Below are 25,082 nucleotides of genomic sequence, written 5' to 3'. Positions count from 1 at the left end.
CTTACTGAGACGGGTCCTGGGGATGCAACAGGAAGACCGGGATCACCCGGTCGGTCCACTCGACGTACTTCGCATAGTTCGGCCAGATCGTCAGCATGTGCCCCCAGGCCCGCTCCTTCTCCTCGCCGGTCAGCTCGCGCCAGGTGCAGCGGTGGTGTCGGCGGCGGTAGTCGATCTCGACCGTCTCCGCCGCGCGCAGGTTCGCCGACCACACCGGCGGCTTCGGGGCGCCGAAGGAGGACCCGGCGATCAGCCAGCCGCCCTGCCAGGGCACGCACAGGAGCGGCGTCGAGCGCGGGATGCCCGTCTTGCGCCCACGCACCGTCAGCAGCAGGCTCGGCAGCCCGGCGAGCCCGACCAGACTGACCCGGCGGCCGGTGAGGCGCTGCAGGCGCTGATCGGTCCAGGTGATCTGGGGGAGCAGCCTCGGCATCCACGGCTGGGAGCCGAGCTTGATCGCGACGGGGGTGAACAGGCCCATGGCCGAACCCTAGAACGTGTTCTCGGGTCGGCGGGTGGGGACCGGCCCGGACGTGCCACGGGGCGCCCTCCGCGAAGGAGGACGCCCCGGTCGTACGGCGGGTGCTGCGGTCAGCCGACCTGCACGACGCGGGTGCCGCCCGCGAACTTGTCGTGCCAGCCCTGGTGCTCGGGCTGGTCGCCGTTGAGCGTCACGGCGATGTAGATGACCGCCGCCAGGGTGCCGAGGCTCGCGATGACCGGGCCGATGAACGGGATCACGCTGATCAGGTTGAGCGCGACGTAGCCGTTGCGCTTGAGCGCCTGCTCCAGGGTCGGGTTCGAGACGCCGTCCGGGCCGTAGGTGCGCAGCTTGAGCAGCATCTTGCCGACCGTCTGGCCCCGGTTGGACTCCATCAGGCCGAAGTAGGCCAGGTTGATCGCCACCGAGACGACCGACAGGAACAGGTAGAAGAGGAACCACTCGCCCGTGGAGTGGACGAAGCCGGTCAGGAACATCGCGGTGAAGACGCTCCACAGGATGCCGAACACGATGCCGAGCAGCACGTGGTCGATCAGGCGGGCCAGGAAGCGGTTGAGCAGCTCTCCGGGTCGCGGGACGCCGGCCGGCGCGCCGCCGTAGCCGGGCTGCGGCGCGCCGCCGTAGCCACCCGGCGGGGGCGGCGGGGTCCCGCCCGGCGGGGGCGGGGGAGGCGGCTGGTTCTCGGACATGGGGTCTCCTCGTGTCATGGTGCAGGGGGCGCACCGGGATGGCAGCAATCTAGTGCCCTGGACGGCCTCCGAGCAGGCATTGCGAGCGTTCTTGCCCTGTTGCCCGGGCGTTCAACCCCGCGACAGCGCCTCCACCTACCTTCCGAGCGTGATCGCTCGCGGAACGATCGGCAGCCTCCTCGTGCTGCTCGGGGGACTCGTCACGGCCACGCTGCCCGCGTCCACGCCGGTGCTCCGGCTCGGCCCGCTGGAGGCGCTGCGGGCCCACGAGATCGGCCGGATGGCCGGACTGGTGGTGGTCCTGGTGGGCCTGGGGCTGCTGGCCAACGCCTGGCTGCGGCTGTGCCGCACGGTCGCCGTCGGCGACCGCGAGACCGCCGACCCGGCCGAGGGCGTGGCGCTGGTGCGCTTCGCCGCCGTCGTCTGGTCGGTCCCGCTGCTGCTCGCGCCGCCGCTGTTCTCCCGGGACGGATGGTCGTACGCCGCCCAGGGCATGCTCGCCGAGGTGGGGCTCTCGCCGTACCTCGTCGGGCCGGGGGCGCTCGCCCCCGCCACCTTCCTCCCGCTGCCGGGCTGGGTCACCGGGCCGCCGATCGTGCAGGCGGTCGACCCGATGTGGTGGGACACCGCGACGCCGTACGGGCCGGTGCCGGTGTTCCTCGGCGCGATCGTCGCCGGCGTCACCGGCAACCCGTGGATCCTCGTCATCGCGCACCGGGGGTTCGCGCTGGCGGGCCTGGTCCTGCTGGCCTGGGCGGTGCCGCGCCTCGCGCACTGGGGCGGGGCGAACCCCGCCGTCGCGACCGCGCTGGTCGTGGTCTCGCCGCTGATGATGGCCAACGGCGTCGCCGGACTGCACAACGACCTGCTCATGGTCGGGCTGATGGCCGCCGCGCTCGTCGTGGCCGTCGAGCGCGGCTGGGCGTGGGGCGCGGTGCTCGCCGGCCTCGCCGCGGGCGTCAAGGTTCCCGGCGGGCTGGTCTGCGTCGGGATCGTGCTCGTGTCCCTGCCCGTGGGCGCGTCGCTGGTCGCGCGGCTGCGGCGCCTCGGCGCCGTCGCCGCGGTCTCGCTCGGCACCCTGCTCGGGCTCGGCGTCGTCACCGGCGTCGGCAACGGCTGGCTGCGGGCCCTCACCGTCCCCGGCGAGGTCAACACCCCGCTGTCCGCCACCACCCTGGTCGGCGGCGTCCTCGACTGGATCGCCCTGCACCTCGGCGTCGACACTGCTCCCGCCTTCTTCCGCGACCTGGTCCGCGCCCTTGGGCTGCTCGCCGCGGCGGGGATCGGCGGGTGGGTCGCGCTGCGCTGGCGCACCGGCTCCCGGCGTACCGCGCTCGCGGCGGTCGCCGCCACCGGCGCGGCGTTCGTGCTGCTCTCGCCCGTCGTGCACCTGTGGTACTTCCTGATGCTGCCGCCCTTCCTCGCCGCCCAACGACTCCCGCGGCACGCCACCGGCGCCCTCGTCGCCGTCTCCGTCCTGCTCGGCCTGGTCGCCCCGCTGGACTCCTCGCTCCACGGCGCCTACTACGCCATCGTGATCGGCTGCATGACCGTCGCCCTCCTACTCCCCGTCCTGTTGCTCACCCCGCCCGCTCGCGAGCGTCTGGCCCGGATCGTCGCCCCGCTCGCCCCGCCGCTTGTAACTAAGGGTTACAGCGCGAAAACCAGTGCAACAACGCCCGGGTAGTAGCCACAGCACCCGGGTAGTCGCGTCGCGCGCGGGCCGACCGAGCACCCGTCGTACGCGGTTGTCCACAGCCTGCGAACTCGATGTGTCGGGGCCGCCCCGGGCGGCAACCGTCCGGAGCATGCATCCCAGGATCCTGGCCGTGATGGCCGCCAACGGTGGCTTGATCACCCGTCATGAGCTGCACGACCTCGGCATCGGACCGGGCCAGGTCCGCTCGATGCTGCGTCGCCGCCGCCACGAGGACGAACCGCGCCTGCGCGTGCTGAGGCGCGGGATCTTCACCGCGACCGAGTACTGGAACGCCCTCGACGAGTACGTCGGACGGCCACTGCTCCTGGCGCGAGCCGCGGGTCTCGCCGCGAAGCGGGACTGGGTGCTGAGCCACGACTCCTCTGCCCACCTCCAGCAGCTGCCGATCCTGCGTCCGCGGGACCCGCTGGTGCATCTGACCCGTCCGGGGTGGACCAACGCCTGGACGGAGTACGGCGTCAAGCACCACCTCGCCCGGTTCGATCCCGCTCAGGTGGTCGTCGTGGACGGACTCCGCGCGCTCGACCTCGCCCGGACGGCGGTCGACATCGCCCGCGAGCACGGCTTCCGGCACGGCCTGGTGGCGTGCGACGCCGCCCTGAGACGGGGCGTCGGTCGGGCGGAGTTACGGCTGGCGATGGAGGGCATGACGTGCTGGCCGGGCGTGAAACAGGCACGCGCCGCCGTCGACCTCGCTGACCCTGGCGCCGAGAGCGCCCTCGAGAGCCTGGCGCGCGAGCTCGTCGTCGAAGCAGGGATCGGGGACCCGGAGACGCAGTTCCCCGTGCGTACGACGCGCGGCGTCGCGTGGTGCGACCTCCGCGTCGGCAACCTGATGATCGAGGCGGACGGGGAGGTCAAGCTCACCGCGGTGGCGGACGGAGGGCTGTCGGAGGATCCGCAACGGACCTGGTTCGACGAGAAGCTCCGCGAGCGGGCTGTCACCGACCGTGGGGTGATCGTGGTCCGCGTCGTCAACGACGACATCTGGAAGGGCCGCCGCCGCGCTGAGGCGATCCATCGGATCCGGCGCGGACACGCCGAGTCGGTCCAGCGATTCGGCGCCGAGCTGCACCCCGAACTGGCGCGCGAGGCCGCCGAGCTGCGCCGGGAGTACGGCGACCGACGGTCGGCCTGAGTCCATCTACCCGGGTGCTGTGGCTACTACCCGGGCGTTGTTGCAGCGGTTTTCGCGCTGTAACCCTTAGTTACAAGCGGTCAGGCGCTCAGCGCGCCGAGGCGGTCGCCGGCGTGCAACGCGAGCATCCGCGCGACGGCGCGGCCCCAGCTGTACTGCTCGGCCCGCCGCCGGGCAGCGGTACGACGGCGCGACTCGGGCTGCTCCAGCAGCAGTCGCAGCACGGCGTCGGCCAGCGCGGTCGGGGTGGGTGCCGCCCACGCCCCGCAGGACGCGTCGACCAGCTCCCGGGCGCCGCCGCGGTCGGCGGTGACGACGGGAGTGCCGCAGGCCAGCGCCTCCAGCACGGCGAGTCCGAACGTCTCGCCGGGGCACACGGACAGGGACACGTCGGCGGCCGCGAGCCGGTCGCGCAGGGCGGCCCGTCCGTCGACGTACCCGTGGAAGTGGACGGGGGCGTCGCCGGCGAGCTCCTCGAGCTCGTCGCGGTGCGGACCCTCGCCGTACACGTCGAGGCGCACCGGCACACCACGGCGGTGCAGCTCGACCGCGGTGGCGACGGCCAGGTGCGGGGACTTCTCCCGGGACAGCCGGCCGGCGTGCACCAGCCGGAGCAGGCCGCCAGCAGCGGGGGCCGCGGGAGCAGCGGGCCGGAAGGTCGTCAGGTCCACGCCCAGCGGCACCCGCGCGACCGGACAGCCGGCGGCGTTCGCGACCGTCCGGAACTCGGTCTCGGCGTACGCCGAGGTCACGACCACGACTTCGAAGCTGCGCACGATCAGCCGGTTGAGCAGGCCGATGGAGACCTTGGAGGTGGTCTCCAGGCCGGTGCGCATCGCGACCATGTCGCCCATCCGCTCGTGCGACAGGAGCACCGACCGCACGCCGTTGCGCCGCGCCCACCAGGCGACGGGCAGCAGGGTCAGCTTGTCGCTCCACTCCACGCTGGTCGGCGCGAACCGCTCGAGCACGTCGGTGACCCGCCACGGCTCGACGATCAGCCGGTAGCCGCCGCCCACCCGCGGCGCCCGGACCTGGACCACGTCCCCGAGCGACGTGGTCCGTACGGCGTCCACCGGTCCGGGGATCACGAGCAGGCGCTCGGCTCCGGCGGCGACGTACCCGCGGCCCAGCTGCTCGATCGCGGTCCGCATGCCTCCGGACGTCGCGCCGACGAAGTTGGCCAGCTGGGCGATCCGCACGGGCACACCCTTGCGGCGGGGGGTGAACCCTCGCCGACCACGCGGTTGACGGGCGCGGAAGGATGGAGCACATGAGCAATCCGGACGCCCAGCCCGACGAGGTGATCTGCGAGGGCCGGCAGGCCGCCGGCATCGAGCTGATGGAGCCCCGCGAGGTGCCGCTCGGCGGGCCCCGTGCGATGCCGGTACGCCGCACCCTGCCGCAGCGGCAGCGCTCGCTGATCGGCGCCTGGTGCTTCCTCGACCACTACGGTCCGGACCTCGTGAGCGAGAGCGGCGGCATGGAGGTCGCGCCGCACCCGCACACCGGCCTGCAGACCGTGAGCTGGCTGTTCACCGGCGAGATCGAGCATCGCGACAGCGCCGGCAATGTCGCGATGGTGCGGCCGAAGGAGGTCAACCTGATGACCGCCGGCCGCGGCATCAGCCACTCCGAGGTGTCGACCCCGGAGACCACGGTGCTGCACGGTGCCCAGCTGTGGGTCGCGCTGCCCGATGCCGACCGTGACACCGACCCCGGCTTCCAGCACTACGCGCCCGCCGAGGTCCGCGGGGACGGCTGGCGGGCCCATGTCTTCCTCGGCTCGCTGCTCGGCGACAGCTCGCCGGTGGCGACCTTCACGCCGCTGCTGGGGGCCGAGCTCGTGCTCGACCCGGGTACGACGCTCACCGTCCCCGTCGACGCGTCGTACGAGCACGGGGTGCTGGTCGACGTCGGCGGTGTCACCATCGGCGGTGTCACGGCGGAGGTGGCCGACCTGGCCTACGTCCCGCCGGGCGCGGACGAGCTCACCCTGACCGCGGGCGACGCCGGGGCCCGGCTGCTGGTGCTCGGCGGGCCGCCGTTCGGCGAGTCGATCGTGATGTGGTGGAACTTCGTGGGCCGCACCCACGACGAGGTCGTCTCCTATCGCGCGGCTTGGCAGGACCAGATCACCGGCGCCGACGGCGAAGTCGTCCCCGACAGCCGCCAGGTCGCACCGGGCCGCTTCGGCGTCGTCCCCGACCAGCCGCTGCGCCCGATCCCCGCCCCAGGGCTGCCCAACGCGCGGCTCCGCGAACGCCGGTGATCACCGGCCTCACCTGGTTGCTCGCCTTCCAGGTGCTCGGGGAGGTGATCGTGCGGGTCCTCGACGTCACCGTGCCCGGACCCGTCGTCGGGATGCTGCTGCTGTTCGTCTTCCTCCGCGTGCGGCGGTACGACGACAGCGGCTCCATCGTGCGCGCGGGATCCGCCCTGCTCCGGCACCTGCAGCTGTTCTTCGTCCCTGCCGGGGTGGGGATCGTGGCCTATCTCGGCCTGCTCGGCGAGCACGCCCTGCCGATCTCCGTGGCCCTGCTCGGCTCCTGGCTCCTCGGCCTCACCGTCGTCGGCTGGACGGCGGTCGGACTGGAGCGGCTGCTCGGCGCCCCGCGCGATGACCTGCCCGGGGCGGGCGGCGCGGCCGGGGCGGGCGAGACGGGGGAGACGACGTGAGGGACGACCTCCTCGAGCTGGCCCGCTCGCCGCTGACCCTGCTGCTCGTGACCCTCGCGGGCTATCAGGCCGGCCGCTGGCTCCAGACCCGTACCGGCGGCCACGCGCTGGCGCAGCCGGTGATCGTCGCGATCGCCGTGGCCGGTACGGCGATCACGGTGCTCGACGTCGACTACGCCGACTACCGCGGCGCCACCGAGCTGATCGCCTTCTGGCTCGGCCCGGCGACGGTCGCCCTGGCCATCCCGTTGCACCGACAGGCCGACCGGCTCAAGGGATTCATCGTACCGCTGCTCGTCGCGGTGCTCGTCGGGGCGGCGACGTCGATCGTCTCGGCCGTTCTCCTCGCCCGCCTGCTCGGTGCCGACGAGGCGCTGGAGAAGACGCTGTCCACCAAGGCGGCCACGACACCCGTCGCGATCGCGCTCACCGAGACGCTCGGCGGCATCCCGCCGCTCGCGGCCGTCTTCGCGATCGTGACCGGCATCGTCAGCGCCATCATCGCCCCGGCCGTGCTCAACCTGCTCCGCATCCGCGACCGCCGGGCCCGCGGTCTCGCCGTCGGCGCGGTCAGCCACGGCATCGGCGCCTCACGGATGCTGCGCGAGGACGAGACCGAGGGCGCCTTCGCCGGTCTCGCGATGGGACTCTCCGCGCTCGCGATCAGCCTGCTCGTGCCGGTCCTGGCGCTCGTTCTGTTCTGACGGGTGCCGGTGTGTGCGCGGTTCAACTACCGGATTTGTCGTCGTGCCCGCGGGTAGACGACAAATCCGGTAGTTGAACCGAACCCGCCGACCCCGCACCCCGCACCCCGAACCTCCGACCCTGGTCGGACGCCAGGAGTCGGAGGAGCGGCTAGGTTCCCCTGCATGCGCGTGCATGCCTTCACCGACGATGCCCTCGGCGACCTCGACGCGGTCGGCCTGGCCGAACACCTCGCCGCGGGCAAGGTCTCCCCGCAGGAGGCCGTCGACGCGGCGATCGCCCGGGTCGAGGCCGTCGACGGCGACCTCAACGCGATGGCGTACGACGCCTTCGACCGGGCCCGCGCCGAGGCCCGCACCCCGCGGCCGGGGTTCCTGTCCGGCGTACCCACGCTGGTCAAGGACAACGTCGACGTGGCCGGCATGCCGACCCGGTCGGGCACCGACGCCTGGGAGCCGCGGCCGGCCAAGCGCAACGGCGACTTCGCGGACATGTACCTCGCCACCGGCCTGGTGCCGCTCGGCAAGAGCCAGCTCTCGGAGTACGGCTTCAGCGCGTCCGCCGAGCACCCTCGGCTCGGCGCCGTCCGGACCCCGTGGGACACCGAGCGGACCGCCGGCGCGTCCAGCTCCGGCTCGGGCGCGCTGGTCGCCGCGGGCGCCGTACCCATCGCCCACGCCAACGACGGCGGCGGCTCGATCCGGATCCCCGCCGCGGTCAACGGGCTGGTCGGCCTCAAGCCGACCCGCGGGCGGCTCGCGCAGGACAAGCTGTTCCGCGACATGCCGATCCGGATCATCTCCGACGGCGTGGTCACCCGCTCGGTGCGCGACACCGCGGCGTTCTATCGCGAGGCCGAGCGGCACTACCGCAACCTCAACCTGCCGCCGATCGGCGATCTGACCCGGCCGATCAGGCGACGGCTGCGGATCGCTCTCAACACCAGCGGGGTCGGCCGCAGCGCAGACGCCGAGACCCGGGCCTTGACCGAGCAGACCGCGAGCCTGCTGGAGGACCTCGGCCACACCGTCACCGAGACCGAGGCCCCGGTGGCCCCGAGCTTCGTCGACGACTTCCTGCTCTACTGGGCGCTGCTCGCCGAGGTCATGCTCGCCACCGGGCGTCCGTTCCACGGCCGGACGTGGGACCGGACCAGGCACGACAACCTGACCCTCGGCCTGGCCCGGCACGCCCGCCGCAACCTGCACCGCGTCCCCGGCGCCATCACCCGCCTCAAGCGCGCCAACGCCCACGCCGAGGCCTACTACGAGCGGTACGACGTCGCGCTGACCCCGACCCTGGCGATGGCCACGCCCAAGGTCGGTCATCTCGACCCGACCCAGGACTACGCCACGATCATGGACCGGCTGCTCGACTGGGTCGCGTTCACGCCCTGGCAGAACATCACCGGTGCCCCAGCCGTCTCCCTGCCGCTCGCGAGCACCGCCGCGGGGCTGCCGCAGGGCATGATGTTCGGGGCCGCGCCGGGTCAGGAGGCGGTCCTCATCGAGCTCGCCTACGAGCTCGAACAGGCCCGCCCGTTCGCCTCGATCCGGGGCTGATCGCCCCGAGTGGGGCGCCGATTTCGCACCGCCCGACGACGCGTGTATCGTTTCGCGGCGTTGCCCCTTTAGCTCAGTCGGCAGAGCGTCTCCATGGTAAGGAGAAGGTCTACGGTTCGATTCCGTAAAGGGGCTCTGAGATGGGGCGCCGCCGCACGACCCGCCCGGGGATACTGGGCGGGAGACGCGGAGGGCGCCCTCCTCACGTGGCGGGATAGCTCAGACGGTTAGAGCGCACGACTCATAATCGTGAGGTCACGGGTTCGATCCCCGTTCCCGCTACCGAGTACCCGGCACCACCACCAGCAACTCAAAGGACTTCCTGTGGCCAGCAAGAGCAGCGACGTTCGCCCCAAGATCACGCTCGCGTGCGTGGACTGCAAGGAGCGCAACTACATCACCAAGAAGAACCGCCGCAACGACCCCGACCGCATCGAGCTGTCGAAGTTCTGCCCGCGGTGCCGCAAGCACACCGCGCACCGCGAGACCCGCTGAGTCTGCGGTTCGCACGGTCATGGAAGCCCGTCTCCCTGGGGGAGGCGGGCTTTCAGTCTTCTCCCGTGGCGGGGCAGGTCGACGGCTCCCAGCGGGCGAGGTCGCGTAGGTCGTACTGCGCCAGGGCCGGGACGACGGGACGCCCGCCCCGCCGGAAGTACGGCGCCGCCGTCGACTCGCTCACGACCCACACCTTCCCGCGGGCGACCGCCAGGCCCTCGGCGCCGGGCAGGAAGGCGAAGCGTCGTCGGCTCCCGCCCCACAGCTCGCCGCAGGACGTCGTGGAGCGGGTGAACCACACCTGGGCCGGGCCGGGGCCGAGGTCGGCCCAGACCGCGCCCTGCGCGTCCGGCGGTCCCGATCGGATCTCCTCGGCGTCGTCCGGTCCGACCTCGAGCCGGCCCGGCTCGAGCAGCACGGCCGGGTCGAGCCAGTGCAGCGGCCGGCTCCGCTCGCTGTGGAAGCCGCCGAAGCCGAGCCGGCCGCTCGGGTCGGTCACCAGGTAGGAGCCGCGCAGCCGGCCGGTCAGGCTCCAGCCTCGCCGGACGTCCAGTGTCTCCGGATCGAGCAGCCACGCCTTGCGCCGCTGCGCGAGCCACAGTCCGTGCCGGTCGAGAGCCAGTCCGCCGGCGTGCTGGCAGCTCGGGGTGCCGGGTCGCCAGACACCGGCGACGGCGGCCCGATGCCGGATCTCCTCGCCTGTGCGGAGGTCGACCACGATCACCCGGCAGGTGTCACCGCCCGCTGCCCGGCTGCGATGGTTGTAGCCACTCACCCAGGCGCGATGGCCGCGCACGACCAGGCCCTGCGGCACGAACCGGGCGCCGGTCGCCGGCAGCCACCGGCCGCGGCACAGCGCGTGGGCGTTGGGGATCTCGGCGAGCGGCCCGTCGACGTACGACGGCGCCGGGCCGCGCACGTCGTCGTAGCGAACCGGGCCGCACCCGCCGGCCCCGGCGACAGTCCCGGCGCCGGCCCGCGGAGGGATGGACTCCCGCCCTGCGGCGTCGGTGCACGCGCTCGTCACGAGGCCGAGCACGACCGCGAGCGCTGCTGCTCCGCCCTGGACCGACATGGAGCGAGTATGCGGCAGGGCACCCCATAGACTCCTCGCATGCCGATCGACGCCGCCCTGGTCGGGCGCGCCTTCCCCCCGACCGCGCCCGTGCCGGTGACCGCGGAGTCCGTCGCCGCCTTCGCCGCCTCCGTCGGTGGCGGCACCGGCGGGCCGGTCCCGCCGACGTACCCGATCGTCGTCACCTTCGCCGCCCTCCAGGACTTCCTGGCGGCCGAGCAGGTCGAGCTGTCCCGGATCGTGCACGGCGACCAGCGGTTCCGCTACGCGCGCCCGGTCGTCGTCGGCGACGAGCTCACCGCGACCCTCACCGTCACCGGCGTGCGCTCCATCGGCGGCAACGACATCGTGAGCACCTCCAGCGAGATCACCGACGCGACCGGAGCCGTCGTGTGTACGGCGACCGCCACCCTCGTCCACCGCGGAGGTGCCGCATGAATCACCCCACGAAGTTCTGCACTTCCCCCGCTTCGCTCCTCCAGCCCACAACTTCGCGGGGACCCCGATGACCACCCTGTCCCCGGGCGCCGCGCTGGAGCCGCTCACCTTCGAGATCACCCGTGCCGACCTGGTCGCCTACGCCGCCGCCAGCGGCGACCACAACCCGATCCACCAGGACGAGGAGATCGCGCTCGCGGTCGGCCTGCCCGGCGTGATCGCCCACGGCATGTACACCCTGGCGCTGGTCGGGCGTGCCGTCGGTGCGTGGACCGGGGACGCCGAGGTCGTCGAGCTCGGGGCGAAGTTCGTCGCGCCCGTCGTCGTACCCGCCTCGGGGGCGGCGCGGGTCACGGTCGCCGGCACCGTCGGCGAGCGCAACGACGACGGCCTGCTCGCCCTCGCCCTGCAGATCACGGTCGACGGCACCAAGGTGCTCGGCGCCCCCAAGGTCCTGGTCCGTGCCTGAGACCGCTCTGGCGGATCTCACCACGCTCCGGGTCGGCGGCCCGGCGCGGCGCTATGTCGCCGCTCCCGACGCCGACGCCCTGGTCGCCGCCGTCACCGAGGCCGACGGGGCCGGCGAGCCGGTCCTCGTGGTCGGTGGCGGCAGCAACCTGGTCGTCGCCGACGAGGGCTTCGCCGGCACCGTCGTCCACCTCACCGGCGGGGGAGTCCGGGTGGGGGAACGGTTCAACGACCGAATTCGTCGTGATCAGCGCGATCTGACGACCAATTCGGTAGGTGAACCGTCGGTGGCGGTGACCGTGGCGGCGGGGGAGTCGTGGGACGCCTTCGTCGCGCGCGCGGTCGCCGAGGGCTGGGTCGGCGTGGAGGCGCTCTCCGGCATCCCCGGAACCACCGGTGCCACCCCGATCCAGAACGTCGGCGCCTACGGTCAGGAGGTCGCGCAGACGATCACCGCGGTCCGGGTCTGGGACCGGATGCTCCGCGGCGAGCGGACCTTCTCCGGAGAGGAGTGCCGCTTCTCCTACCGGCACTCCCGGTTCAAGGCGGACCCCGGACGCCATCTCGTGCTGGACGTGACCTTCCGCCTCGGCCGCGGCGACCTGTCGGCCCCCGTCGGGTACGCCGAGCTCGCCCGCACCCTCGACGTCGCCGTGGGGGAGCGCGCCCCGCTGGCCGCCGTACGCGAGGCGGTGCTGGGGCTGCGGCGCGGCAAGGGCATGGTCCTCGACGCCACCGACCACGACACGTGGAGCGCCGGCTCGTTCTTCACCAACCCGTTCGTCGATCCCGACCGAGTGCCCGACGGCGCGCCGTCGTACCCGCAGCCGGACGGGCGGGTGAAGACGAGCGCCGCCTGGCTGATCGAGCACGCGGGTTTCGGCAAGGGCTTCGGCCTCGACCGGCCGGACGCACGGGTGTCGCTGTCGACGAAGCACACCCTGGCGCTGACCAACCGCGGCGGCGCGTCCACCGCCGCGCTCCTCGACCTGGCCCGCGAGGTGCGCGCCGGTGTGCTGGACCGGTTCGGGATCGAGTTGGTCAACGAGCCGGTGCTCATCGGCTGCGCGCTCTGAGGGGCGCGGCTGGTTTGACCGGTCGCGCGGGCTGGCAGATAGGGGGAGCGCGATGCCGTGGGGCGTCCGTTCGTTCGCATCTCGAGGAGAGCCCGTGACCAGTCCTGCCCTGCGGCGTACCGCCGCTTCCTTCGCCCTCGTCGGCCTCGCCACCGCCGGCCTGACCGCTGTCGCGAGTCCCGCCGGCGCCGCCCTCGAGTACGGGTCGGTGGGTGGATCCTTCTACACCTACGAGTCCGAGGGTGGACCGTCGTGCACCACTCCGACGCCTGTGAGCGGCAGCGATAACGCCGAGTGGGTCGACAACGGCGTGCCCGTGACCAAGAGCTACAGCAGCACCACGACCTACACCCGGACCGATGCCGCGACCGACAAGGTGGTCGTGCAGACGTCGGGCACGGCCACCGTGGCCGCCGGCCCCATCTCGGGCGGCGCAGCCCCCGCCACCATCACCGGATCGGCCAACGTCACGGCGAGCGCCACCTCGACGTTGGCCTCCACCGGTTGCGCCGTGAGCGGCAATGGCCGGCGCGGCGCGAGCGGTTCCTTCACCCTCACCCAGCCGATGTGGGCCACGGTGTCGGGATCGGGCAACGGCACCGGCACCGGCTCGATCTACATCCGCGACGAGACGAGCGGCACCGGGATCGAGCTGGGCAACCGCGGCTCCGGAAGCACCACCGTCTTGGTGGTCCCGGGTGACGTTTACGTCGACTTCGAGGTCTACGCCGATGTCTATGCGACCGGTTCGCGGGAGGAGAGCAAGGCCTACTCCGGCACCTTCCGCATCGACCTGCAGCCGGTGGGCGCTGCGGGCGCGCCGAGCGGCAAGGCGGCCGGCTACGTCCAGTTCGGCGCCCGGGACTGCGCCACCGGCAATGTCGCCGCGGTCGTCACGAAGAAGGCCAAGAAGAAGGCGCGCAGCGTGCTGATCAAGGCCAACGGCGCCAAGGTCGCGAAGCTCAAGGGCAAGAAGCTCAAGCCCAAGACGCTCGCCCTTCCCGCCGCGGGCGGTGCCGCGGCCACCGTGACGGCGAAGGTCGTGCTGAAGAACGGCAAGAAGGCGACCGTCACCCGGTCGTACCTGGCCTGCTCGTGAGCGGGGCGGGCCCGGCCGCCGGCCGGGCCCGCGCCGACGGCTGCCCGGGTGACCGACCGGGTGACCTCCAGGGCGACAATCCTGGCGAACGCTCGCCGAGAGGTTCGCGGTAGCCCTAGTCTGCGCTCAGTAGGCGGCTGCCGCTCCCGTGCGCCGTCGTGCCTTCTCGAGGAGCTCCCCCATGAAGAACCATCTCGTTCGGCGCAGCGTCGCGGCACTCGCGCTCGGATCCCTCGCCGCGGTCGGACTGGCCAGTGTCCCGTCGCCTGCGCGCGCCGCCGTAGAAGACGGCGAGATCGGCGGCTGGTCCAGCATCTTGGCCGACGGCTGCGAGGGCCCCGAGGAGGATGAGTTCGAGCCGGACGTGGTGTCCTGGACCGACAACAACGTGACGGTTTCCAAGAACACCTCCGCCTCCTCGACGTTCACCGTGGGCGAGGACTCCGTCGACGCGACGACCTCCACCAGCGCCTCGATCAGCGCCTCGCCGATCGGCAGCGCCCCGGCCACCATCACGGGCTCGGCGACCGCGACGACCTCCGTTCGCCCGAGCAGTGTCGACGTCGATTGCTTCGTGAGAACGCAGGCGGCAGCGGTGAGTCAGGGCTATTTCACGCTGACGCAGCCGATGTGGGTCACTCTCACTGCCACCGGTCAGGGGCAACGCGAGGGTGAGACCCTCGGCACCAGCATTGTCGGGATCGGCAGCGCTGACCTGCTCGGCGGATCGGGCTGGGAGAGCCTGCTCTTCTTCGGTGGCCTGGGAGGCGACGGCCTGGTGGTGTCGGCCGGCAACCGCGGCTCGGCGGTCTCGAGCACTCTGCTGCCGCCCGGCAAGTACGGCGTGGGCTTCAGCGCCCTCGCGGTCGCCTCGACCCATCAGTTGACCGGCGAGTCCGAAAGCGCGGCGGCGGCGCGCAGCAGCGCGTCGCACACGGGCAGCTTCAAGGTCGAGCTGAAGCCCGCCGGCACCGCGTCGGCGGTCACCGGCAAGGGAGCACCGCTGGTCCAGTTCGGCGAGCGCGACTGCACCAACGGCAATGTGACGGTCGCGCTCAGCAAGAAGACCGTGAAGAAGGCCAAGCGCGTGAAGTTCAAGGTTGACGGGGCGAAGGCCGCCGTGCTCAAGGGCAAGGGCCTCAAGGGCAAGAAGCCGAAGGCCAGGACGGTCGTCCTGCCGACCTCGGCGTCAGGCGTGACCAAGGTCAAGGTCAAGCTCGTCCTGGCCAACGGCCGCCGGATGCAGGCCACGAGGTCGTACCTGCCCTGCACGTGAGCGGGTGATTGGCCGGGCGACATTCGGCGTCGGAGCGGGCCTGGTCCTAACGGACCAGGCCCGCTGCCGTTGGGCGGGCGTCGACCCCCCGATCTCGAGGAGCACCCCGTGAAGAACCAACTCGTACGCCGCGGCGCGCTCGGCCTCGCCGCCGGAGCCCTGGCCGTCACCGGACTCAGCGCCCTCCCGACGCCGGCAGGAGCGGCCGTCGAGTACGCCGAGGTCCGGGCTGCCGTCGACTTCAGCAGCTGGGACCCGGCGGTGTGCGACATCTCGGAGCCGAGCCATCCGGGCGGCATCGAGCTCGTCGACAACGGGGTCCCGGTGTCGCAGTCGTGGAACGCCGCGGCGACGGTGACCCACACCGACGACGAGACCGACGTGACCGAGCTGTCCGGGTCGGGCCAGGTCACCGCGTCGATGACGCCGATCGGCGCCGGTCCGGCCACCATCAAGGCCAGCGTCGCGGCCTCGGCCTCGGCGCATGCCCAGCGTGAGGATGGGGCCTGCTGGGCCAACGCGACCGCACGACCGGGGGCCGAGGCGTCATTCGAGCTCCCCCAGCCGATGTGGGCGACCATCAGCGGAAGCGGAGACGGATCCGGTCTCGCGCAGGCGATGGTGGACGACACGCAGGACGGCGTCGTGGCACTCGTCGTGGGGCCGCAGAGCAAGGGATCGGTGTCGGCACTGATTCCCGCCGGGCCGGTCTACGTCCAGATCCAGGCGGAGGCTCAGGTGGACAACGACGACACGGTCGGCTCCCGCAGCTACGCCGGCTCCTTCACCATCGAGCTCACGCCGGTCGGTGCTACGCCGGCGCCCGCGGGCCCCGGCGGCGCGGCCTCGCCCGTCTCCGGCAAGAGCAAGGGCGTCGTCGCCCTCGGTGCCCGGGACTGCGCCACCGGCGGCGTCGCCGTCGACCTCACCAAGAAGGCGAGGAAGAAGGCCAAGCAGGTCACGATCAGTGTGAACGGCGCCAAGGCCGCGAAGCTCAAGGGCAAGAAGCTGAAGCCGCGCACCATCGTGCTCCCCGCCGCGAAGGCGGCTCCTGCCGAGGTCGTGGTCCGGATCAAGCTGAAGAGCGGCAAGAAGGCCACCGTCACCCGGTCCTACCAGGCCTGCTCCTGATCACCTGACCGCTCGAACGACAGTGGGGCCCGGCTGATCGGCCGGGCCCCACTGTCGCGAACTGTCGGAGGTAAAGGAAATCTCGAAGTCGCGCCGGAGGCGCCCGCGGCGCACTAGCGTCGCCGGTTGACTCCCAGACGGCGCTGGACCGAGGTGCCGTCGAACCTCTCGAGGAGCTTTGATGAAGCGACTTCTCGTCCGGCGCGGTGCCGTCGGACTCACCCTGGGTGCCTTGGCGGCCACCGGCCTGGCCAGCGTGCCGACGCTGGCCCACGCGGCGATCGTGAACGCCGATGTCTACGCGTGGTCCGGCTTGGGCGATGATGGCAGTGACCCGACCTGTGTGGCGAACGTGTCGTCCAACACAACTCCAGATCTTCCGTGGAGTGACAACGGGGTTGCGGTCACCGCTACGGAGTCCGACTCCGGCACGCTGACTGCGCCGGGTGAGAGCACTGCGCTCAGCGCGTCTGCGGTGACCACGGTCAGCTCGACTCCCGTCGCAGGCGGGCCGGCGACGATCAAGTTCGCGACGACAATGAACGCTAGTGCCGTGCCGAGCAAGGAGGGCACGGTCTGCGAGGGCTACGCGTCGGTCGAGGGTGAGGCTCAGGGTGACTTCACGCTGGCGCAGCCGATGTGGGCCACAATGACCTGGACCACGGGCGGCAAGGGGGCCAGCGGGTCCGGGTATGTGGAGCTGGACCTGCCGGACGGCGTTATTCGCGTCAACATGCCGGTCCGAACCTCCGGAAGCATGACGGCACTGCTTCCGGCCGGTCTGATCGAGATGGATCTCTACGGTGAGACTGACGCATACGCGGCGGACCCGCAGAACCGCACCGCCTCGTTCACCTCGTCAGTGAACATCGAGCTCCAGCCGATGGGAGCCGCTACCGCTCCCACCGGTAAGGGGGGCGGCTACACCCAGTTCGGCGCGCGCGACTGCGCGACGGGCAATGTGGCTGCGGCGATCACGAAGAAGGCCAAGAAGAAGGCCAAGCAGGTCGTGATCACGGTCAACGGCGCGAAGGTCGCGAAGTTCAAGGGCAAGAAGCTGAAGAAGCGTGCGCTGGTGCTGCCGGCTGCTCCGGCGTCGGCCGCTGAGGTGGTCGCGACGATCAAGCTGAAGAACGGCAAGAAGGTGACGGTGACCAGGTCGTACCTGGCCTGTTCCTGAGCCGCTGACTCACGCTTGAACGCCGCGGGCCCGGTCGATGTCGACCGGGCCCGCGGTGCGTCACGGGTCACTCAGCAGCCTGCGCCAGCCAGCTGTCGATCGCGGCCAGTCCCGCGTCGATGACGTCCTTGGGCGCCCGGCTGGCACGGAAGGACATCCGCGCCAGCTCGGCGAGCTGGTCGTCGGAGAGCTCGTGGGCGGCGCGCATGGTGGCGTACTGGCCGGCGAGGCGCGAGCCGAAGAGCAGGGGGTCGTCCGCGCCGAGGGCGACCGTCGCGCCCGCCTCCAGCAACGTGGGCAGCGGCACGGAGGTGAGGTCGGAGTAGACGCCCAGGGCGACGTTCGACACCGGACAGACCTCCAGGGCGACCCCGGCGTCGACGATCCGGGCGAGGAGGTCCGCGTCCTCCGCCGCGCGTACGCCGTGACCGAGCCGCCCCGCGTGCAACTCGTCGAGACACAGCCGGATGTGCTCGGGTCCGCGCAGCTCGCCGCCGTGGGGGGCGAGGAGCAGTCCCGCCCGCTCGGCGATCGAGAAGGCGCCCGCGAAGTCGGCGGTGCGACCGCGACGCTCGTCGTTGGAGAGGCCGAACCCGACGACGCCGCGGTCGACGTACTGGCTGGCCAGCCGGGCCAGGGTCCGGGCGTCGAGCGGGTGGCGGGTGCGGTTGGCGGCGATGATGACGGCGATGCCGAGGCCGGTGCGGGCCGAGGCGTCGCGGACCGCGTCGAGCACCAGGTCGGTGAAGGCGGTGATGCCGCCGAAGCGGGCGGCGTAGCCGCTGGGGTCCACCTGGATCTCCAGCCAGCGCCCGCCGTCGGCGACGTCGTCCTCCGCGGCCTCCAGGACCAGCCTGCGCACGTCGGCCTCGGTGCGCAGCACCGAGCGGGCCACGTCGTAGAGGCGCTGGAAGCGGAACCAGCCCTTCTCGTCGGCCGCGGTCAGCTGGGGCGGCCACTCCTCGACGAGCGCGTCGGGGAGGTGGATCCGGTCGCGGGCGGCGAGCTCGAGCAGCGTCGAGTGCCGCATCGATCCGGTGAAGTGCAGGTGGAGGTGCGCCTTGGGCAACGCCTTGATATCCCGCACGCCGTCATCCTAGGGCTCGCCTCCGCAGCGCGCCCGATCGCCGGGCGGGCCCGGTCCTCAGTCGGGCTGGGCGACCAGGCCGACCGCCGCGATGCCGGCCAGTGCGGCCGCCTCGTCGTTGTCCGACAGGTCGCCGGTGACGCCGACGGCGCCGAGCACGGCACCACCCTCGTCCTTGACCAGCACGCCGCCCGGAACGGGGACGAGCGCCCCGCCGATGGCCGAGCCCACGGCGGCGATGAAGTAGCCCTGCTGCTCGGCGCGGGCCATGAGGGCGCGGGTCCCCATGCCGAGCGCCACCGCGCCGTGGGCCTTGCCGTGCGCGATCTCGAACCGCTTGGCGGACGACCCGTCGGAGCGCTCGGCGGCGACGACATGGCCGCCGGCGTCGAGGACGACGACCGTCAGCGGCTTGAAGCCCGCCTTCGCGGCGTGCTCGAGGGTGGCGGCGATCATCGCGCGCGCCGTGGTGAGGGGGAGGGACATCAGTGTGCTCCTTGGGAGATGTGCTTCTTGGTGGTGGACCGGCGGCGGTGCAGGATCGGCTCGGTGTAGCCGCTGGGCTGCTCCGCGCCCCGGAAGATGAGCTCGCGCGCGGCCAGGAATGCCTCGCCGTCGTAGGCCGGTGCCATCGGGATGTACGCCGGGTCGCCGGCGTTCTGGCCGTCGACGACGGCGGCCATCCGGCGCAGGGTCTCCTCGACCTGCTCGACGGTGACGATGCCGTGGGCCAGCCAGTTCGCGACGTGCTGCGACGAGATCCGGCAGGTGGCGCGGTCCTCCATCAGCGCGACGCCGTGGATGTCGGGCACCTTGGAGCAGCCGACGCCCGCGTCGATCCAGCGCACGACGTACCCCAGGGTGCCCTGGATGTTGTTGTCGAGCTCGGCCTGCCGGTCGGCCGGCGACCAGGCGGCCGGGTCGCCCAGCGGCACGGTCAGCAGTTCGGCCCGCGAGGCGCGGCGCTGTCCGGCCAGCTCGCGCTGCACCTGGTGCACGTCGACCTGGTGGTAGTGGATCGCGTGCAGGGTCGCCGCGGTCGGTGAGGGCACCCACGCGCAGGTCGCACCGGCCTGCGGGTGCCCGATCTTCTGCTCGAGCATCTCGGCCATGTTGTCGGGCGCGGCCCACATGCCCTTGCCGATCTGCGCTCGGCCGGGGAGCCCGCAGGCCAGGCCGATGTCGACATTGGACGCCTCGTAGGCGCGGATCCAGGTCTCGCCGCGCATGTCGCTCTTGCGGACCATCGGCCCGGCCTGCGTCGAGGTGTGGATCTCGTCGCCCGTACGGTCCAGGAAACCGGTGTTGATGAAGGCGACCCGGTCGCGTGCCGCGGCGATGCAGGCCTTGAGGTTGAGGCTGGTGCGGCGCTCCTCGTCCATGATCCCGATCTTGATCGTGAGCGGGGCGAGGCCGAGCACCTCCTCGACCCGGCCGAACAGCTCGCAGGTGAAGGCGACCTCGTCGGGGCCGTGCAGCTTGGGCTTGACGACGTACATCGAGCCGGTGCGGGAGTTGCCCAGCCGGGTGTTGCCGCGCAGGTCGTGGACGCTGCCGAGGGCGGTGACCAGCGCATCGAGGATGCCCTCGGGGATCTCGTCGCCGTGCTCGTCGAGCACCGCGTCGGTCGTCATCAGGAGCCCGACCTGGCGGATGAAGAGCAGCGAGCGGCCGTGGAGCCGCACGGTCTGGCCGTCGGGCGCGGTGCACTCCCGGTCCGGGTTCATGGCGCGGGTGAACGTGCGCCCGTCCTTGGTGACCTCCTCGGCCAGCGTGCCCTGCATCAGCCGCAGCCAGTTGCGATAGCCGAGCACCTTGTCCTCGGCATCGACCGCCGCGACCGAGTCCTCGAGGTCCATGATCGTCGAGACCGCCGACTCCAGCACCAGGTCCTTGACGCCGGCTGCGTCGGTCGCGCCGATCGGGTCGGTCCGGTCGATGAGGATCTCGAGGTGCAGTCCGTGGTGCACCAGGACGATCGCCTCCGGCTCGTCGGCCGGTCCGCGGTGGCCGACCAGCTGGGTCGGATCGGCCAGGCGCAGCACCTCGCCCTTGACGCCGACCGCCAAGCCGTCCGCGTCGATCGTGTACGACGTCGCGTCGGCGTGCGAGCCGCCGGCGAGACCGACGTGGGCATCGAGAAGGGCCCGTCCGCGGGCGACGACCTCGGCGCCGCGCACGGCGTTGTAGTCGGTACCGCGGGCGAGCGGGCCGTCTTCCGCGATGACGTCGGTGCCGTACAGCGCGTCGTACAGCGAGCCCCAGCGAGCGTTCGCGGCGTTGGTCGCGAACCGGGCGTTGAGCAGGGGGACGACGAGCTGGGGGCCGGCCTGCTCGGCGATCTCGGTGTCGATGCCCGAGGTGGTGACGGTGACGTCGGCGGGCTCCTCGACCAGGTAGCCGATCTCCTCGAGGAACCGGGTGTAGGCGGCAGTGTCCGGCGCTCCCGGGTGCGCCCGGTGGTGGTCGTCGATCGCCTGCTGCAGCTCGACGCGCCGCGCGAGCAGTGCGGCGTTACGGCCGGAGAGGTCGTGGACGATCGCGTCGGCGCCGGCCCAGAACCGGTCCGGCTCCACCCCGGAGCCCGGCAGCGCCTCCTCGACGATGAACCGATGCAGCGTCTCCGCGACGCTCAGCCGTCCGACGCGTACTCGATCTGTCATGCCAGCCCCTTGCGTAACTTTCCATGATGTGGAAATCTCTATGCGTATAGTGGAAACTTGACAGGGCATGGGCCGATTGTCAAACGGCTCGGGCGAGGCTCGAGGGCCGAGGAAGGGGGTGCCGCCGATGGCGGCTCCGGACGGTGGTTCGCGCCGCGGCAGTGGTGGCGTGCAGTCGGTGCACCGCGCACTGGACCTGCTGGAGATCGTGGCGGCGGGCGGGGGGCACCTGGCGATCGGTGAGATCGCCGCGGCCTCCGACATCCCTTTGCCCACGATCCACCGCCTGCTACAGACGCTCGTCGACCGCGGGTACATGCGACAGATGCCGAACCGCCGCTACGCCCTCGGCTTCCGCCTGGTCCCGCTGGGCAGCACCGCCAGCTCGCTGGTCGGGGTCAACACCCAGACCATCCTCGGCGAGTTGGTCGACGCGCTGGGGGAGACGGCGAACCTCGCGATCCTGACCGGCGCGCATGCCGAGTACGTCGCCCAGGTGCCCTCCCGTCATGCGATGCGGATGTTCACCGAGGTCGGCCGTCAGGTCGAGCTGCACTGCAGTGGCGTCGGCAAGGCGCTGCTCGCCCAACTGGGCGACGACCAGATCCGCAGCGTGATCGACCGGGTCGGCCTGCCGGGCTACACGCCCCACACGCTGACCACCGAGACGGCGCTCTTCGCCGACCTGGCGGAGATCCGCCGCCGCGGCTATGCGATGGACGAGGAGGAGAAGGAGATCGGCGTGCGCTGTGTCGCCGTCCCGATCAAGGCCGAGCGCCTGTCCTGGATGGCCGTCTCGGTGTCGGGTCCGCGGGCGCGGATGACCGACGACATCGTCGCGCGCGCGGTGCCGCTGCTCCAGGGCGCGGCCGAGCGGTTGGCCGGTGAGATGGCGGTCGGCGGCGCCGGCCCGGCGAAGGGGTGAAAGGCGTCCCGACACGACGTCGACTTTCTCGAAGATCGGAATTCTCTCGACCTAGTGCCAGGTCTTCTCGATAAGGCCGGGGCGCGCTCGGAGCGCGCTCGGAAATAGGGATTATCACTGCTGCCGCAGCGCAGGCGATCACGCCTGCGCGGCGGCTTTTTTCGCACTTTTCACGCCCCGCGAAAAGTCTTGAAATGACCTCTAGACAGCGGCGGTCATCTCGCCCTACGGTACGTTGAATCGCGATGTGAGACGGACCACAGCGAATTCAACGCTGGTTCGTTTCCCGTGATCTGTTTCGAAATCGAAGTCCCCTGATGGAAGGGTCGTGCAGACCATGGACCACACATACATTCAGCCCATTGATTCCCAGGCCGCCTGGGTCGGCCCCGATGTGGCCGATTCGCCCGAGGTCACCGTCGTTCTCGAGCAGGAGCACCTCGACGAGCTGCTGCAGTCCGTGGAAGCGGCCAAGGCCAGCGGCGCGCCGCTGGGGGAGATCACCCGTGAGGACCACCCGCTGCCGCGCACGCAGCCGCTGATCGCCGAGGTCCTGCACCAGTTGACCGACGGGTACGGGTTCTCGCTGGTGCGCGGTCTCCCGGTCTTCGAGCTGAGCGAGCACGAGTCCGAGCTGGCCTACTGGATCCTCGGCTCGCACATCGGCATCCCGCTGCCGCAGAACGCCCGCAACGACCTCCTGGTCCACGTGCGCGACCAGGGCAAGGACTACCAGGACCCCGAGGTGCGGGGCTACCAGACCACCGCGACCCTCGACTACCACGTCGACGGCTCCGACGTCGTCGCGCTGCTGTGCCGCCGGGCCGCCAAGAGCGGCGGCGCCAGCCGCATCGCGAGCTCCTCGGCGATCCACAACGAGATGCTGCGTCGCGACCCCGAGCTCGTGGCCGAGCTCTATCGGAGCTTCGCCTTCGACAAGCGGCTCCCGCTCGACGCCGAGGGCCCGGGCTTCCAGCTCTCGCCGATCTTCAGCCCCCACCAGGGCCGGCTCAGCGCGCGCTACGGCCGCAGCTACATCGAGTCGTCACAGCGCCACGAGGACGCGCCGCGCCTGACGGAGAAGGCGATCGCCGCCCTCGACATGTTCGACGAGGTGGCCAGCTCGCCGTCCATCTACCTCGACATGATCTTCCAGCCGGGCGACATGCAGTTCCTCAACAACCACCTGATCGTCCACTCGCGCACGGAGTACGAGGACCACGAGGCCTACGACCTGAAGCGAGACCTGATCCGGTTCTGGGTCACCCTGCGCGACTACTACGAGTTCGCACCCGAGTACGCCGTCAGCAACGTGACCTACCAGGCCTAGTCCGTCCGGCCGTTCCCGCCGGCTGGCTCGGGCCGGCCGGCCTCCGGCGTGCGCCGCGATCGCGCCGCGCCGTACCGGCGCCCCGTCGCGGGCTCCTCCACAGAAGCGGGTTTCCCATGTATCCAGAGCCAACAACCGACCCCGGGGTCGTCGCAGCGACATCGGAGACCGTCCCGATGCTCCGCGTCGACGGCCTCTCGAAGCAGTACCCCTCCAAGCGCGGCACGGTCCAGGCCATCGAGCAGATCGACCTCACCGTGTATCCGGGCGAGTTCGTCTCGATCGTCGGACCGTCGGGCTGCGGCAAGACGACCCTGCTCAACTGCCTGTCCGGGCTGATCCGGCCCACGACGGGCGAGCTGGCGCTCGACGGTCGCTCCTACTCCAGTCCGCCCGAGGAGCTGTCGATCGTCTTCCAGGACTACAGCCGCTCGCTGTTCCCGTGGATGAGCGTGGAGCAGAACATCGCGGTGCCGATCCGCGACACGACCGGCAAGGCGGAGCGTCGGGAGAGTGTGTACCGCCTCCTCGCGCAGGTCGGGCTGCCCGAGAAGACCGGCCCGATGTACCCCTGGCAGCTCTCGGGCGGCATGCAGCAGCGGGTGGCGATCGCGCGGGCACTCGTCTCGCGTCCCAAGGTCCTGCTCATGGACGAGCCGTTCGCCTCGGTGGACGCGCAGACCAGGAACGTTCTCGAGGACCTGGTCCTCGACGTGTGGCAGGAGTGGAACAAGACGATCATCTTCGTCACCCACGACATCGACGAGGCGGTCTACCTGTCCGACCGGGTCGTCGTGCTCTCGGGGTCGCCCGCCTCGACGATCGCCGACCTGGAGGTCCCGATCAGCCGGCCGCGCGACCAGCTCGTGTCCAAGCAGGACCCGCGCTTCGGAGAGATCCGGGCCGAGCTCTACGAGCTGATCATGGGCGCCAACAAGGTCGAGCGCAGGGCGTCATGAGCGACCTGATGGAACGCCCCGGCGCTCCGGCGGGGGCTGCGGGGCCTGCTGCCGGGTCGGCGGCGGAGACGAGATCGCGCAGCGCACCACTGCTGTTCCTGCTGCGCGACCCCCTCCTGGGCACGGTGGGGATCGGCCTCCTGCTGTTCGGCTGGTGGGCGGTGACCCGCGGTGACCTGGTGGATCCTTCCTCCCTGCCGCCGCCGGACGAGGTCGCCGGCGGCGTCGTGCACCTGCTCGGGGAGAGTGGCTACCGCGCCGAGATCCTCGACACGATCCGGGCCTGGGCGCTCGCGATGGTGCTGGGTGTGGCGATCGCGGTACCGCTGGGCCTGGTCGCCGGCGCGGTCGCTGCCCTGCGCAAGCCGAGCCTCGCCGTCGTCCACGCCTGCCGCGCCGTGCCGCTCGTGGCACTGATCCCCGTCGCGGTGCTGGTGCTGGGGCTGGGCACCAACATGAAGGTCGCCCTCACCGTCACCTCGATCAGCTGGCTGATCCTGCTCAACACGATCTATGGCGTCAGCAACACCGAGCCCCAGCTGCTGACCGTGGCCAAGAGCCTGCAGTGGAGCAGGGGCAAGGTGCTGCGCAAGGTCGTGCTGCCTTCCGCGCTGCCGATGATCGCGACCGGGATCCGGGTGGCCGGCAGCGTCGCGCTGATCGTGATCCTGAGCGTCGAGATCGTCGCGGCCGGCTCGGGACTGGGCCACCTGATCATCAAGTTCCAGGCGGACATCCCCACGCATCCGGACTACGCCTACGCCGGGATCGCCATCACGGGGACCCTCGGCTTCATCCAGTACACGGTGTTCATGCTGCTCGAGCGCAGGTTCGTCCCGTGGTCCCACGCGAACCGCCGGCAGCGGTCATGACAGGAGGTGGTCG

Annotated in this window: 25 protein-coding genes and 2 tRNA genes; 20 read left to right on the top strand and 7 right to left on the bottom strand. The window is 71.6% G+C overall.

Features of this window, described 5'->3' with window-relative positions; all coding sequences use genetic code 11:
• Position 1: 1 nt before the first annotated feature.
• Both QJ852_23205 and QJ852_23200 read right to left on the bottom strand, forming a co-directional pair.
• Positions 2-481, bottom strand: a complete 480-nt coding sequence (locus QJ852_23205; GenBank protein WGX96045.1) for a nitroreductase family deazaflavin-dependent oxidoreductase — start codon at positions 479-481, stop codon at positions 2-4.
• Between the two features lie 110 nt (positions 482-591).
• A complete protein-coding gene (locus QJ852_23200) occupies positions 592-1,191 on the bottom strand; it encodes an RDD family protein (protein ID WGX96044.1) in 600 nt (199 codons plus the stop codon).
• A gap of 148 nt (positions 1,192-1,339) precedes the next feature.
• Between QJ852_23200 and mptB the strand changes: the two genes are divergently transcribed.
• Complete coding sequence (gene mptB / locus QJ852_23195) at positions 1,340-2,878, top strand: polyprenol phosphomannose-dependent alpha 1,6 mannosyltransferase MptB (protein WGX96043.1); 1,539 nt, start codon at positions 1,340-1,342, stop codon at positions 2,876-2,878.
• A gap of 121 nt (positions 2,879-2,999) precedes the next feature.
• Positions 3,000-4,049, top strand: coding sequence for a hypothetical protein (locus QJ852_23190; protein ID WGX96042.1), 1,050 nt, complete (start codon positions 3,000-3,002; stop codon positions 4,047-4,049).
• Between the two features lie 80 nt (positions 4,050-4,129).
• On the opposite strand, the gene QJ852_23185 is transcribed toward QJ852_23190, so the two are convergent.
• Complete coding sequence (locus QJ852_23185) at positions 4,130-5,251, bottom strand: glycosyltransferase (protein WGX96041.1); 1,122 nt, start codon at positions 5,249-5,251, stop codon at positions 4,130-4,132.
• A gap of 71 nt (positions 5,252-5,322) precedes the next feature.
• On the opposite strand from QJ852_23185, the gene QJ852_23180 reads away from it, so the two are divergent.
• From QJ852_23180 to rpmG, 7 genes are all read left to right on the top strand, one after another.
• On the top strand, positions 5,323-6,321 hold the full coding sequence (locus tag QJ852_23180; protein ID WGX96040.1) for a pirin family protein: 999 nt from the start codon (positions 5,323-5,325) through the stop codon (positions 6,319-6,321).
• Positions 6,318-6,728 (top strand): CidA/LrgA family protein, encoded by a 411-nt coding sequence (locus tag QJ852_23175; protein ID WGX96039.1) that lies wholly within the window; start codon positions 6,318-6,320, stop codon positions 6,726-6,728. Before QJ852_23180 ends, QJ852_23175 begins: the two co-directional genes overlap by 4 nt.
• The gene (locus QJ852_23170) at positions 6,725-7,432 is read left to right on the top strand and encodes an LrgB family protein (protein WGX96038.1); all 708 of its coding nucleotides are present in this window, start codon (positions 6,725-6,727) and stop codon (positions 7,430-7,432) included. Before QJ852_23175 ends, QJ852_23170 begins: the two co-directional genes overlap by 4 nt.
• Before the next feature lie 165 nt (positions 7,433-7,597).
• Positions 7,598-8,995 (top strand): amidase, encoded by a 1,398-nt coding sequence (locus QJ852_23165; GenBank protein ID WGX96037.1) that lies wholly within the window; start codon positions 7,598-7,600, stop codon positions 8,993-8,995.
• A gap of 62 nt (positions 8,996-9,057) precedes the next feature.
• A tRNA-Thr gene (locus QJ852_23160) sits at positions 9,058-9,130 on the top strand.
• A gap of 73 nt (positions 9,131-9,203) precedes the next feature.
• Positions 9,204-9,277, top strand: a tRNA-Met gene (locus tag QJ852_23155).
• 42 nt (positions 9,278-9,319) lie between these two features.
• Entirely contained in the window at positions 9,320-9,490 is a 171-nt protein-coding gene (gene rpmG / locus QJ852_23150) for a 50S ribosomal protein L33 (GenBank protein ID WGX96036.1), read from the top strand.
• A gap of 52 nt (positions 9,491-9,542) precedes the next feature.
• On the opposite strand, the gene QJ852_23145 is transcribed toward rpmG, so the two are convergent.
• On the bottom strand, positions 9,543-10,565 hold the full coding sequence (locus tag QJ852_23145; protein ID WGX96035.1) for a hypothetical protein: 1,023 nt from the start codon (positions 10,563-10,565) through the stop codon (positions 9,543-9,545).
• Between the two features lie 39 nt (positions 10,566-10,604).
• Here QJ852_23145 and QJ852_23140 point away from each other — a divergent pair, with 39 nt between their 5' ends.
• From QJ852_23140 to QJ852_23110, 7 genes are all read left to right on the top strand, one after another.
• Entirely contained in the window at positions 10,605-11,003 is a 399-nt protein-coding gene (locus QJ852_23140) for a MaoC family dehydratase N-terminal domain-containing protein (GenBank protein ID WGX96034.1), read from the top strand.
• Positions 11,004-11,070: 67 nt separating this feature from the next.
• Positions 11,071-11,472, top strand: a complete 402-nt coding sequence (locus tag QJ852_23135; GenBank protein WGX96033.1) for a MaoC/PaaZ C-terminal domain-containing protein — start codon at positions 11,071-11,073, stop codon at positions 11,470-11,472.
• Positions 11,465-12,547, top strand: coding sequence for a UDP-N-acetylmuramate dehydrogenase (locus tag QJ852_23130; protein WGX96032.1), 1,083 nt, complete (start codon positions 11,465-11,467; stop codon positions 12,545-12,547). Before QJ852_23135 ends, QJ852_23130 begins: the two co-directional genes overlap by 8 nt.
• 94 nt (positions 12,548-12,641) lie before the next feature.
• Positions 12,642-13,646 (top strand): hypothetical protein, encoded by a 1,005-nt coding sequence (locus QJ852_23125; GenBank protein ID WGX96031.1) that lies wholly within the window; start codon positions 12,642-12,644, stop codon positions 13,644-13,646.
• A gap of 181 nt (positions 13,647-13,827) precedes the next feature.
• Positions 13,828-14,922, top strand: coding sequence for a hypothetical protein (locus QJ852_23120; protein ID WGX96030.1), 1,095 nt, complete (start codon positions 13,828-13,830; stop codon positions 14,920-14,922).
• Between the two features lie 108 nt (positions 14,923-15,030).
• Positions 15,031-16,053, top strand: a complete 1,023-nt coding sequence (locus QJ852_23115) for a hypothetical protein (GenBank protein ID WGX96029.1) — start codon at positions 15,031-15,033, stop codon at positions 16,051-16,053.
• 181 nt (positions 16,054-16,234) lie between these two features.
• On the top strand, positions 16,235-17,233 hold the full coding sequence (locus tag QJ852_23110) for a hypothetical protein (protein WGX96028.1): 999 nt from the start codon (positions 16,235-16,237) through the stop codon (positions 17,231-17,233).
• 67 nt (positions 17,234-17,300) lie between these two features.
• On the opposite strand, the gene QJ852_23105 is transcribed toward QJ852_23110, so the two are convergent.
• The 3 genes from QJ852_23105 to QJ852_23095 are packed head-to-tail and all read right to left on the bottom strand — an operon-like array spanning position 17,301 to position 20,983.
• Entirely contained in the window at positions 17,301-18,320 is a 1,020-nt protein-coding gene (locus QJ852_23105) for an adenosine deaminase (protein WGX96027.1), read from the bottom strand.
• Positions 18,321-18,377: 57 nt separating this feature from the next.
• On the bottom strand, positions 18,378-18,806 hold the full coding sequence (locus QJ852_23100; protein WGX96026.1) for a heme-binding protein: 429 nt from the start codon (positions 18,804-18,806) through the stop codon (positions 18,378-18,380).
• Positions 18,806-20,983, bottom strand: a complete 2,178-nt coding sequence (locus QJ852_23095) for a malate synthase G (GenBank protein ID WGX96025.1) — start codon at positions 20,981-20,983, stop codon at positions 18,806-18,808. The genes QJ852_23100 and QJ852_23095 overlap by 1 nt, the downstream gene beginning before the upstream one ends.
• Positions 20,984-21,110: 127 nt before the next feature.
• On the opposite strand from QJ852_23095, the gene QJ852_23090 reads away from it, so the two are divergent.
• The 4 genes from QJ852_23090 (at position 21,111) to QJ852_23075 (ending at position 25,069) form a co-directional block, all read left to right on the top strand.
• Positions 21,111-21,908: an IclR family transcriptional regulator gene (locus QJ852_23090; protein ID WGX96024.1), complete on the top strand. Its 798-nt coding sequence runs from the start codon at positions 21,111-21,113 to the stop codon at positions 21,906-21,908.
• Between the two features lie 337 nt (positions 21,909-22,245).
• Complete coding sequence (locus QJ852_23085; protein ID WGX96023.1) at positions 22,246-23,238, top strand: TauD/TfdA family dioxygenase; 993 nt, start codon at positions 22,246-22,248, stop codon at positions 23,236-23,238.
• A gap of 176 nt (positions 23,239-23,414) precedes the next feature.
• Positions 23,415-24,197 carry an ABC transporter ATP-binding protein gene (locus QJ852_23080; GenBank protein WGX96022.1) on the top strand — a complete coding sequence of 261 codons (783 nt, stop codon included), beginning with the start codon at positions 23,415-23,417 and terminating at the stop codon, positions 24,195-24,197.
• Positions 24,194-25,069, top strand: a complete 876-nt coding sequence (locus QJ852_23075; GenBank protein ID WGX96021.1) for an ABC transporter permease — start codon at positions 24,194-24,196, stop codon at positions 25,067-25,069. The genes QJ852_23080 and QJ852_23075 overlap by 4 nt, the downstream gene beginning before the upstream one ends.
• Positions 25,070-25,082 lie beyond the last annotated feature (13 nt).

It is taken from the genome of Nocardioides sp. L-11A (assembly GCA_029961745.1).
GTDB lineage: Bacteria > Actinomycetota > Actinomycetes > Propionibacteriales > Nocardioidaceae > Nocardioides.
The sequence above is the reverse complement of the archived record's forward strand: the minus strand, read 5'-3'. Positions and strand labels throughout refer to the sequence as shown.

Excerpts from the sequence above, each read along its gene's own strand:
- QJ852_23205 (WGX96045.1), bottom strand. The coding sequence starts at position 481 with ATGGGCCTGTTCACCCCCGTCGCGATCAAGCTCGGCTCCCAGCCGTGG.
- QJ852_23200 (WGX96044.1), bottom strand. The coding sequence starts at position 1,191 with ATGTCCGAGAACCAGCCGCCTCCCCCGCCCCCGCCGGGCGGGACCCCG.
- QJ852_23190 (WGX96042.1), top strand. The coding sequence starts at position 3,000 with ATGCATCCCAGGATCCTGGCCGTGATGGCCGCCAACGGTGGCTTGATC.
- QJ852_23180 (WGX96040.1), top strand. The coding sequence starts at position 5,323 with ATGAGCAATCCGGACGCCCAGCCCGACGAGGTGATCTGCGAGGGCCGG.
- QJ852_23165 (WGX96037.1), top strand. The coding sequence starts at position 7,598 with ATGCGCGTGCATGCCTTCACCGACGATGCCCTCGGCGACCTCGACGCG.
- QJ852_23145 (WGX96035.1), bottom strand. The coding sequence starts at position 10,565 with ATGTCGGTCCAGGGCGGAGCAGCAGCGCTCGCGGTCGTGCTCGGCCTC.
- QJ852_23140 (WGX96034.1), top strand. The coding sequence starts at position 10,605 with ATGCCGATCGACGCCGCCCTGGTCGGGCGCGCCTTCCCCCCGACCGCG.
- QJ852_23135 (WGX96033.1), top strand. The coding sequence starts at position 11,071 with ATGACCACCCTGTCCCCGGGCGCCGCGCTGGAGCCGCTCACCTTCGAG.
- QJ852_23120 (WGX96030.1), top strand. The coding sequence starts at position 13,828 with ATGAAGAACCATCTCGTTCGGCGCAGCGTCGCGGCACTCGCGCTCGGA.
- QJ852_23110 (WGX96028.1), top strand. The coding sequence starts at position 16,235 with ATGAAGCGACTTCTCGTCCGGCGCGGTGCCGTCGGACTCACCCTGGGT.
- QJ852_23100 (WGX96026.1), bottom strand. The coding sequence starts at position 18,806 with ATGTCCCTCCCCCTCACCACGGCGCGCGCGATGATCGCCGCCACCCTC.
- QJ852_23095 (WGX96025.1), bottom strand. The coding sequence starts at position 20,983 with ATGACAGATCGAGTACGCGTCGGACGGCTGAGCGTCGCGGAGACGCTG.
- QJ852_23090 (WGX96024.1), top strand. The coding sequence starts at position 21,111 with ATGGCGGCTCCGGACGGTGGTTCGCGCCGCGGCAGTGGTGGCGTGCAG.
- QJ852_23085 (WGX96023.1), top strand. The coding sequence starts at position 22,246 with ATGGACCACACATACATTCAGCCCATTGATTCCCAGGCCGCCTGGGTC.
- QJ852_23080 (WGX96022.1), top strand. The coding sequence starts at position 23,415 with ATGCTCCGCGTCGACGGCCTCTCGAAGCAGTACCCCTCCAAGCGCGGC.
- QJ852_23075 (WGX96021.1), top strand. The coding sequence starts at position 24,194 with ATGAGCGACCTGATGGAACGCCCCGGCGCTCCGGCGGGGGCTGCGGGG.